The organism is Streptomyces sp. NPDC059850 (assembly GCF_042731515.1).
GTDB lineage: Bacteria > Actinomycetota > Actinomycetes > Streptomycetales > Streptomycetaceae > Streptomyces.
On record NZ_JBHWJI010000126.1, the window covers coordinates 1 to 7,284 of the forward strand.

At 70.6% G+C, this 7,284-nt stretch carries 2 protein-coding genes; both read left to right on the plus strand.

The genetic code is table 11. From position 1 onward, the window contains the following. Positions 1–3,647 (plus strand): amino acid adenylation domain-containing protein (locus tag ACFV9T_RS42330; RefSeq protein ID WP_385449126.1); only part of this gene is annotated, 3,647 nt, incomplete at its 5' end. Continuing rightward, positions 3,644–7,284 (plus strand): amino acid adenylation domain-containing protein (locus ACFV9T_RS42335; RefSeq protein WP_385449127.1); only part of this gene is annotated, 3,641 nt, incomplete at its 3' end. The genes ACFV9T_RS42330 and ACFV9T_RS42335, both read left to right, overlap by 4 nt.

Genomic DNA, 7,284 nt, shown 5'->3' on the forward strand with positions numbered 1-7,284 from the left:
AGGACCTGCCCTTCGAACGCCTCGTCGACCTCATCAACCCCGAACGCTCCCTCTCCCGCCACCCCCTCTTCCAAGTCATGCTCACCCTCAACAACGAGCGCGAGCACACGGCGAACGCCGTGCCCGACGAACTGGGCGGGCTGACCGTGGCACCGGAGGCCGTGGGCATCGGCAGCGCCAAGTCCGACCTGGTGTTCGGCTTCGCCGAGTTGCACGGGGACGACGGCAGCCCTGACGGTGTGCAGGGGCTTCTGGAGTACAACACCGACCTGTTCGACCGGGACACCGTCGTCGCCCTCACCGAGCGCTTCACGCACCTGCTGGCATCGCTCGCCACGACGCCCGACCGCGTCCTGTCCGACGTTGACGCGCTCACTCCCGCCGAGCGCGACAAGGTCCTGAGGGAGTGGAACGACACCGCCTACGACCCCGGGGACACCACGCTGACCGGCATGTTCCGCCGTGTCGTGGCCGAAGTCCCCGGCGAAACCGCCGTCGTCTTCGCCGGACGTACGCTCACCTACGCCCAGCTCGACCGGCTGTCCGACCGGCTGTCCGGGCTGCTGGCGGAGCGAGGGGTCGGCCCGGATACGTTCGTCGCCGTCGCCCTGGAGCGCTCCGAGCTGTGGGTCGTGTCGCTGCTGGCCATCGTCAAGGCCGGGGGCGCGTTCGTCGCACTCGACCCCGCCTATCCGGCCGAACGCATCCAGCTGATGCTGGAGGACAGCGAGCCGGCGCTGATCCTCACCCAGGCCACGCTGCGGGAGTGGGTTGCCCAGGACGACACCGTCCCGGTGCTGCTCCTGGACGACCCTGCGGTCGCGGAGGCAATCCTCGACGGTGGCCCGCGCCCGAAGGCCTCCCCGGCGGTCGTCTCCCCGCTGAGCGCCGCCTTCATGGTGTACACCTCCGGGTCCACCGGGCGCCCCAAGGGTGTGGTGATACCGCACGAAGGCATACCGAGTCTCGTGACCGCCTCCGTCGACCGGCAGGGCATCGAGCGTGGCAGCCGCATCCTGCAAATGTCGTCCATGAGCTTCGACGCTGCCGTCTGGGACCTCGTCAGTGCGCTGCTGGCCGGTGCCACGGTGGTCCTGCCACCGGGGGACCAGCCGCTGGGCATCGATGTCGCACGGCTGGTCGAGGCCACAGGGGTGACCCACGTGTTTCTGCCGCCCGCGGTCGTCTCCAGCCTTCCGGAGGAGGAGTTCCCGAGCGGACTGACGGTCACGATAGGCGGCGATGTGTGCCCGCCGGAAACCGCTCGTCGCTGGTCCGGACGGCACAGGGTGATCAACGCATACGGGCCCACCGAGATCACCGCAATTGCCACCGCCTGGGAATACCGGCCCGACCAGGGGAACGGCGTCGTACCGATCGGCACATCTCTTCACAACAAGCAGGTGTACATCCTGGACGATCGGCTGCGCCTCGTGCCGCCCGGTGCCATCGGCGAAGTGTGGATCGCCGGATGGGGACTCGCCCGTGGCTACCACCGTGCCCCGGCCCGGACCGCGGAACGGTTCACCGCCAATCCGTTCGGCCCTCCCGGGAGCCGGATGTACCGCACCGGGGACCTCGCACGCCACCGGATGGACGGCGCGGTGCAGTTCGTCGGACGCCGCGATGGACAGGTGAAGTTCGGCGGCTTCCGCGTCGAACTGGGCGAAGTGGAAGCCGCCATCCTCCGCTTTCCCGGGGCCGCGCAGGCCGTGGTCACCGTGCGGGAGGACCAGCCCGGGCAGCGCAGGCTCGTCGGCTACGCCGTACCGGAAACCGGGGCGGTGCTCGACCCGGAGGAACTGCGCGAGTTCGTCGCGACCGTACTCCCCGCCTACACCACACCCTCCGCGTACGTCGTACTGGACGAGTTGCCGCTCACGCCGAACGGCAAGGTCGATCGCAAGGCGCTGCCCAAGCCACGGCACGAGGGGACGTCCGCACCACGCGACCCCCGCGAGGAACTGCTGTGCAGGCTGTTCGCCGAGGTGCTGGGCCTCGACTCCGTCGGGCCCGACGACCGGTTCTTCGACCTCGGCGGTGACAGCATCTCGTCGATCCAGCTGATCGGCCGCGCCCGCGCCGAAGGACTCGGCCTCAGCCCCCGTGATGTCTTCAGCCACCAGACCCCGGCGACACTCGCGGCCGCCGCCTCGTCCGCGGCGGCGCCGGAGGCCGGTCCGCTGACCGGCGACGAGGACGGCCCGCTGCCCGTCTCGCCCGTACTCGCCTGGTTCACCGGGCGTGGCGGCCGGGCCGAAGGGTTCGCCCAGTCACGGCTGCTGGAACTGCCCGCCGGCGCCGACATCGAGGCGCTCCGCACCACCGTCGAGACGATCGTCCGGCGCCACGACGCACTGCGGCTGCGCCTCGTCGGGGAAGGCGGCGGGCAGTGCCTGGAGATCCAGGACCCGGACGCGGTGGACTTGGCCGACGCCATACGCCGAGTCGACCTCCCCACCGACCCCGACGACGCGGCCGCCCGCATGGCAGCGGAAACCGACGCTGCCAGGGACCGGCTCGACCCCCGCACGGGGCGCGACGTCGAGGTGGTCTGGTTCGACCGGGGTCCGGCGGCGCCAGGGCTGGTACTGCTGGCCATCCACCACTTCGCCGTCGACGAGGTGTCCTGGCGCATCCTGCTGCCCGAGCTGATCGAGTGCTGGAACGCGCTGCGCGAGGACCGGGCTCCCGACCTGCGCCCCATCGGCACCTCACTGCGCCAATGGACGCGCGCCCTGCACACCGCCGCCCGCAGCCCCGAGCGGGTGGCCGAGGCAGCGGTGTGGAAGCGGCTGCTCGCGGGCCCCGACCAGCCGCTGGGCACGCGGCCGTTCGACGCCACCCGCGATGTGGCCGGGGCCTCGGCACGGCTCTCCCTGACCCTGCCCGCAGACGTCACCGAACGGGTCCTGACCACCGTCCCGGCCGCGTTCCACGCCGGTGCCGACGACGTCCTCCTCACCGGCCTCGCCCTCGCGGTCACTCGCTGGCGCGGCGAGGGAACGGCGCTGCTGGTGGACGTAGAGAGCCATGGCCGGGACGAGGAGCTGATGCCCGGCGCCGACCTGACGACGACCGTCGGCTGGTTCACCAGCGTGCACCCGGCACGCCTCGATGTGGGCGGCGTGGACGTCGATGACGCCCTGAGCGGCGGAGTCGGCGCCGGGCAGGCGGTCAAGACGGTCAAGGAGCAGCTGCGGGCCGTACCCGGAGCGGGCACCGGCTACGGGCTGCTCCGCTATCTCAACCCGGACACCGCGGACGACCTGGCGGAACTCCCCGCCCCGCAGATCGCCTACAACTACCTCGGGCGCGCCAAGGGACAGACGGCGGAGCCCGCGGCGCGCGGCGCGGGCACGGCGGAGGACTCGCACACCGCGCTGCTGCACCCGGTGGAACTGAACGTCCTGGTGCGGGAGTACGAGGACGGACCCGCCCTCACCGCGACCTGGACCTGGGCCACCGGCCTGTTCGAACCGGATCGGATCGCCGACCTCGCCCACGGGTGGTTCGCGGCCCTTCAGGCCTTGGCCGACCACGCCGACAACCCCGACGCGGGCGGCCGTACCCCCTCGGACCTGCTGGGTGCCGGGCTGAGTCAGAACGAGATCGACGCCCTCGAGGCCGAGTGGAGGACTTTGTGAGCACGTCAGGTCTGCAGGACATCCTGCCGCTCTCCCCGATGCAGGAGGGCATGCTCTTTCACCGGCTCTACGACCAGGAAGCCCCCGACGTCTACGCCGTACAGCTCACCGTCGACCTCGAAGGCGAGCTGTCCTTACCCGCACTGCGCGCGGCCGCGAAAGCGCTGCTTGCCAGGCACCCCGGGCTGAGGGCCGCGTTCCGCCACGAGGGGCTGAGCCGACCGGTGCAGCTCATACCGAAGAGCGTGGAGCTGCCCTGGTACGAGCACGACCTGAGCGACCGGCCGGAAGCGGAGCGCGAAACACACCTCGCCGAGCTGCTGGAGGCCGACCGGTACGAGCCCTTCGACCTCATGACCCCGCCACTGGTGCGGTTCCGGTACATCCGTCTCGCCGCGGAGCGACACGTCTTCGTGATGTCCCACCACCACCTCCTGTTCGACGGATGGTCGCAGCCGATCGTGCTCCGCGATCTCGTCGCCCTGTACGGCACGGGCGGCGATGCCTCCGCACTGCCCGCCGTACGCTCCCCCCGCACCCACCTCGAATGGCTGTCCCGGCGGGACCGGGCCGCCGACCGCGCCGCCTGGGCCGAAGTGATGGAGGGATTCGACGAGCCGTCCCTGCTCGCACCCCCCGTCGCCAAGGCGGTGCCCGCCCTGCCCGAGCAGCTGGAACTGGCCCTGGACGCGGACGCCACGTCATCGCTGACGCGCCGGGCCAGGAGCCTCGGCGTCACCACGAGTTCCGTGGTGCAGACGGCCTGGGCGCTGGTCCTGGCCCAGTTCACCGGCCGCGACGACGTGGTGTTCGGCGCCACCGTCTCCGGACGCCCCGCCGATGTCGCGGGAGTCGAGGCGATGGTCGGCCTCTTCATCAACACCCTGCCCGTACGGATTCGGCTGCGCCCGGCCGAAACGCTCGCCGACCTGGTGACCAGGGTCCAGCGGGAGCAGGCCGGGCTCCTCGCCCACCACCACTACGACCTGGCATCCATCAAGCAGCTCTGCGGACTGCACGCGGACACCCCGCTGTTCGACTCGCTCCTCGTCTACGAGAACTACCCCTCCGCGCCGGGCGGAGCGGCCGGGGGACCGGGCGAGCTGCGCATCGTGGGCATCAGGGGCCGGGACGCGACACACTACCCACTGACCTTGATGGTCCTCCCCGGAGCCGAGCTGTCCCTGCGCCTCTCCCACCGGCAGGACCTCCTCGACCGGGCGGCCGTCGTCGCCCTGGGGGAGCGCCTGCTGCGCGTGCTGCGCACGTTCGCGAGCGACCCGGCATCGCCCGTGGCGCGGCTGGATGTGCTGGCCGGACAGGAGCGGGCGCTTCCCGCCGAGCATCGCGGACCGGTGGTCGCCACGCAGTCCGTTCCGCTGCCGGTGTTGTTCGAGGAGCGGGTGGGTGTCGTTCCGGATGTGCGGGCCGTGGTGTGTGGTGAGGTGGCGCTGTCCTATGCGGAGTTGGACGCGCGGGTGAACCGTCTCGCGCGGCTGTTGGTGTCGCGTGGCGTGGGGGTGGAGTCGCGGGTTGCCGTGGCGATGCCCCGGTCGGTGGATGCGGTGGTGGCGCTCCTGGCGGTGTTGAAGGCGGGTGGGGCGTATGTGCCGGTGGATCCGTCGTATCCGGCGGAGCGGGTGCGGTTCATGGTGGAGGACTCGGCGCCGGTGCTGATGCTGTCGGTGTCCGGTGCCATGGACTGGGCCGAAGCGATGACCGTTCCGGTGATACTGCTCGACGACCCGGCTGTGGTGGCGGAGCTGGAGGCGGTGTCTTCGGTCTCGCTGGGTGTGGTGCCCGCGTTGTCGTCGGCCGCGTATGTGATTTATACGTCGGGTTCGACGGGGCGGCCGAAGGGTGTGGTGGTGCCGCACGGTGGCCTGGTGAACGTATTGGCGGGTCTGCGGGGTGTGGTGGGTGCGGATCGTGTGCTGGCGCTGACGACCTTCGCGTTCGATATCGCGGTGGTGGAGTTGTTCGCGCCGTTGGTGTCGGGCGGGTGTGTCGTGATCGCTTCGTCCGAGGTGGTGGCGGATGCGGAGCTGCTGGTGGGGTTGGCGGTTGAGGCGCGGGTGTCGGTGATGCAGGCCACTCCGAGCCTGTGGCGTGAGGTGCTCGCGGTCGCCGGTGACCGGCTGAAGGAGGTACATGCCCTGGTGGGCGGCGAGGCGTTGTCGCGCGAACTGGCGTCATCCATGGTGAGCGGCTTGGCGTCGGCACTGAACGGATACGGACCGACGGAAACCTCGGTGTACTCGACCAACGCGCCGGTGCCCTCGGAGGGCGCAGTATCGATCGGTGGACCCGTGGCGAACACACGGGTGTATGTGCTGGACGCGTGGCTGCGTCCGGTGCCGACCGGGGCGCGGGGCGAGCTGTATATCGCGGGTGCGGGTGTGGGGCGTGGCTACCACGGTCGGCCAGACCTCACGGCGGAGCGCTTCGTGGCGTGTCCGTGGGGTGGCGGTCGGATGTATCGCACGGGGGATGTGGTGCGGTGGCGGGCTGACGGCGTTCTGGAGTATGTGGGGCGTTCGGATGCCCAGGTCAAGGTGCGGGGGTTCCGTATCGAGCTGGGTGAGGTGGAGTCGGGGCTGTTGGCGGTCGAGGGTGTGGGCCGTGCGGTGGCGGTGGTTGATCAGGGTGTGCTGGTGGGGTACGTCGTGCCGGAGCCGGGTGCGGTCGTGGACCCGGCTGAGGTGCGCGAGGGGGCGCGTTCGCGGTTGCCGGAGTACATGGTTCCTACGGTGGTGATGGTGCTGGATGCGGTGCCGTTGACGCCGAACGGGAAGGTGGACCGGCGGGCCCTGCCAGCTCCTGACTCCACACGCCACCAGGTGGGGAGCCGGGTGGCGCGGTCGGCACGGGAAGACATCGTGTGTGGTCTTTTCGGTGAGGTGCTGGGCAGGCCCCGGGTGGGGATTGATGAGGGGTTCTTCGATCTGGGTGGTCATTCACTGCTGGCCACACGGTTGGTGTCGCGGCTGCGGTCGGTGCTCGGGGTTGAGGTGTCGATCCGGCAGTTGTTCGAGAATCCGACGGTTGCTGGGCTGAGTCGGGTGCTGGATCAGGCTGGTGGGGCGCGTCCGGTGTTGCGGGCGGGTGCGCGGCCGGAGCGGGTGGGGTTGTCGTTCGGGCAGCAGCGGTTGTGGTTCCTGCACCGTCTGGAGGGGCCGTCCGCGACGTACAACGTTCCGCTGGCGCTGCGTCTTTCGGGGAACCTGGACCAGCCAGCGTTGCGTGCGGCCCTGGCCGATGTGGTGGCCCGGCATGAGAGTTTGCGGACGGTGTTCGCGGAGGACGTCGAGGGCGCCTATCAGGTGGTGCTGGACGACGTGGAGGTGCTGTGGGAGATGGCCACGGTCACCGAGGACGAGGTGCCCGCTCGCCTGGCCGCCGCCGCGCGCCACGCTTTCGACCTCAGCACAGACATCCCCGTACGGGCCACGCTCCTGGAAACCGCACCCGACCAGCACGTTGTTCAGTTCTGCATCCATCACATCGCTGCCGACGCCTGGTCGGTGCGGCCCCTCATCGAAGATCTGGCCGCCGCGTATGAGGCGCGGGTGGCGGGTGAGGTGCCGCGGTGGTCGCCGCTGCCGGTGCAGTACGCCGACTACGCGCTGTGGCAGCG